Source organism: Bacteroidota bacterium (genome assembly GCA_036522515.1).
Lineage (GTDB): Bacteria > Bacteroidota > Ignavibacteria > UBA10030 > SZUA-254 > VBOC01.
Genome location: DATDFQ010000035.1, coordinates 1 through 2,998 on the forward strand (window position 1 = coordinate 1; position 2,998 = coordinate 2,998).

At 60.4% G+C, this 2,998-nt stretch carries 5 protein-coding genes; all 5 read right to left on the minus strand.

The genetic code is table 11. The features are described 5' to 3' along the window. Positions 1-890: DUF2130 domain-containing protein (locus VI215_05440; GenBank protein ID HEY6191754.1), on the minus strand; the 890-nt coding region annotated here is incomplete at its 3' end. Positions 891-984: 94 nt separating this feature from the next. Beyond that, complete coding sequence (locus tag VI215_05445; protein ID HEY6191755.1) at positions 985-1,209, minus strand: type II toxin-antitoxin system HicA family toxin; 225 nt, start codon at positions 1,207-1,209, stop codon at positions 985-987. Beyond that, the gene (locus tag VI215_05450; protein ID HEY6191756.1) at positions 1,206-1,412 is read right to left on the minus strand and encodes a type II toxin-antitoxin system HicB family antitoxin; all 207 of its coding nucleotides are present in this window, start codon (positions 1,410-1,412) and stop codon (positions 1,206-1,208) included. The genes VI215_05445 and VI215_05450 overlap by 4 nt, the downstream gene beginning before the upstream one ends. Positions 1,413-1,788: 376 nt before the next feature. Next, the gene (locus tag VI215_05455) at positions 1,789-2,718 is read right to left on the minus strand and encodes a bifunctional enoyl-CoA hydratase/phosphate acetyltransferase (protein HEY6191757.1); all 930 of its coding nucleotides are present in this window, start codon (positions 2,716-2,718) and stop codon (positions 1,789-1,791) included. Between the two features lie 3 nt (positions 2,719-2,721). Beyond that, on the minus strand, positions 2,722-2,998 hold a 277-nt coding region (locus tag VI215_05460), incomplete at its 5' end, for a butyrate kinase (protein HEY6191758.1).

Here is a 2,998-nt window from a genome sequence, read left to right on the forward strand (position 1 = left end):
AACGTGGCGCGCAACGCGGTCGCAAGCCCGACCGCGGAGGGGAAATCGGCGACCCAGATCCCTTCGAATAGCCCGAACCTGCTTAACTCTTTCGGCAGCGCCGTGGAGACGACGACGGCGACCTCCGCTTTTGCCGCCCGCTGGTCGTCTTTCAGCTTCTGAATCCATCCGTCGCTCCATGCCTTTGTCCGCTTCGATTCCCAGATAATGCTCCCGCAATCGCGCCCGGTCTCGTCGTGGACCCGCTGGATCAGGTCGGCTCCCCGCACCCCTTTTGCCACCGGCTCGATCACATCCGTCCGGAACTGCCGGGCCAGGAGGGCTTCCAGCTCGACCTCCAGCACCTCGCCCTGAGCCTGCTGGGAGGTCAGCTCTGCCCGGCGCTGGAGTTCCTCGATCTGCCGGCGCATGTCCGTCACCAGCTTCTCCTTTTCCGCCATCTTGAGGTGCTGTTCCTCGGCCGCCTTCCGGCCCGCGTCTTCCCAAATCTTCGTCCGCTCGGTGGCGAGCGTGCGTTCCACCTCGAGTTTCAGGTTCTGCTCGCGCTCTTCGAGCTCGCGCTGGCGCTTCCGAAGCTCCAATTCCTGGCGGCGGGCGGCCTCGAGCTGTTTCGAGTTCTCCGCCAGGCGGTCCTTCATGTCTTTGAGCTCCAGCCCGAGGGATTCTTCCGCCTGTCTTTTTGCCTGTTGTTCGACTCGTGCGCGGTCCTGCGCCCTCTGTGCCTCGAATGTCTTCTGCTGCGCATCGAGAGCCGCTGCGCGTTCCGCGTCCTTCTTGCGGATGTCCTGCTGAAACTCGGTCCGGAGCTTTTCCTCGATATCATGCGTGAAAGCCTCGGTGAGCGGGATTTTATTCCCGCACTTGGGACAGGTGATGTGTTGTTCAGGCATTCGATATTCCCTTTCCTATCTCTCTCGATGAAACCCGGGGCCGGCGGAAGGAGCTCGGCTACATGGCGGGGTGCTTCTGCGCCGAGGGCTCTTGCTACACAAGACTGACAAACTCTTCAACGGTCAATCCGACCTCCCGGATGATTGATCGCAGGGTTCCTCTGGCTATCTCTCGGTGATTTGGGATGCTGACACGACGGTAGGGTGGCTCGCCATGGCGCATGATGATGTGGCTGCCGCGTTGATGATCCGGTTCATAGCCAATCCGTCTGAGAACTCGTATGACTTCCTGGCCTGAGAGGACGGGGAGCTTGCTCATACATCGATAATTTCTTCCGTGATGGGGGGCGGAACGGGCTCGTCATGCTTCTGCAGGCTTTCGACATACGCGTGAATTGCTTCCTGCACATTCCGCAAGGCCTCGCCACGAGTCGGTCCCTGAGAAACACATCCGGGAAGAGATGGGACCTCTGCAACAAAAACCCCATCTTCATCCTGTGTAACAATGACGCGGTATTTCATACGGAAATGCTCCTTTCTCTTCGGCCTGTATCGTTCCTCATTCCGACCAATGTAAGAAAAACAATTGAAAGTTTCATCGGCATGTCGGGATGGCGGGTAGGGAGATCCTTCGGGCGCTCTGCGCCCTCAGGATGACATGTTGCAGATGAGGATGACGCGGGGGAGATCCCGCAAGCTAAAGCTTGCGGCTACCGACTTTACGGGGGCATTGCTCCGCCCGAGTAGCCGTGGTAACCGCAGCCTTTAGGCTGCGTTCGTTCGGGATGACGGGGGGAAAATAACGCAAGCTAAAGCTTGCGGCTACCGAGTTTACGGGGACATTGCCGCGCCCGAGTCGCCGTGGTAGCCGCAGCCTTTAGGCTGCGTTCGTTCGGGATCAGGCTGACGCGTCCGAAGGAACGTACGCGGACATGAGGACGCCGAGGGCCATCGAGAGCAACTTGGCGTCGGATTTGTCGGCCCGCGAAGGGATGAGGACGGGAACCCTGCCGCCGACGATGACGTGAGCCAGCCGGAGCCCGGCGAAAAACGTCGTGCTCTTCGCGAGACTGTTCGCCGACTCGATGTTGGCGGCGATCAGGATTTCCGCGCACCCGGCGACCGGCGAGTTGATCTTTTTCTCCGCCGAGGCCTCGGGCGAGATCGCATTATCGAGGGCGAACGGCCCGTCCACGATGCAGCCGGGGATCTGGCCCCGCTCGTTCATCTTTGAAAGCGCCGCTGCGTCGAGCGTCGACTGCAGGCCGGGTACGACAAATTCGGTTGCTGAAAGCACCGCGACTTTCGGAACGGAATTCCCGAGGGCGTGCGCGACCTCGACCGCATTTTTGATCAACTCCATCTTGTTCTTGAGATCGGGCGCAAGCGTCATCCCGCCGTCGGTAATCATGATGAACTTATTCTCCGGTCGCGAAGGAAACTCCATCACAAAGATATCGGTGAGGAGCCTGCCGGTCCGGATCCCGGCGCTCTCTTCGAGCACCGCCTTCATCAGGGTGGAGGTATCGATCCCCCCTTTCATCAGGATATCCCCCTTTCCGTCCCTGACGAGCCCGATCGAAACCCTGAGCGCGTCGAGCAACCGGCTCTGCGGGACCACCTCGATCCCGGCGGGGTTCGTGCCGGTCCGGGAAAGGTTCTTGCAAATAATCTCTTCGTCCCCCACGAGGATGAAGCGCGCCAGCTCCAGATCGAGCGCTTCACGGATCGCTGCAAACGTCTCTTCATTGTTCGGGAAGACAACCACGATGCGCGTTCCCCGGACCTGCCGGGCGGCAGCGAGCAACTCGTCAAAGTTTTTCAGCATGGGTCAATACTCCTTTGCCGCTTCGGTCCCCTGCAGCACGCGCACAGCCGCCCGGGCGAGCGAATTCATTTCGTTATCGTCGGGATAGAACAGGAGAGGCGCGATAAACCGGACGCGCTCCGCGATCCACCCGCTGAGAAGCCCGGAGCCCGCAACGCTTCCGGTCAGGACGACGGCGTCGACCGCTCCTTTTACCACGGCCGCCATGGCGCCGATCTCCTTCGCGATCTGGTAGGCCATCGCTTCCAGAACTTCCCTTGCAATCTTGTCCCCCGACATG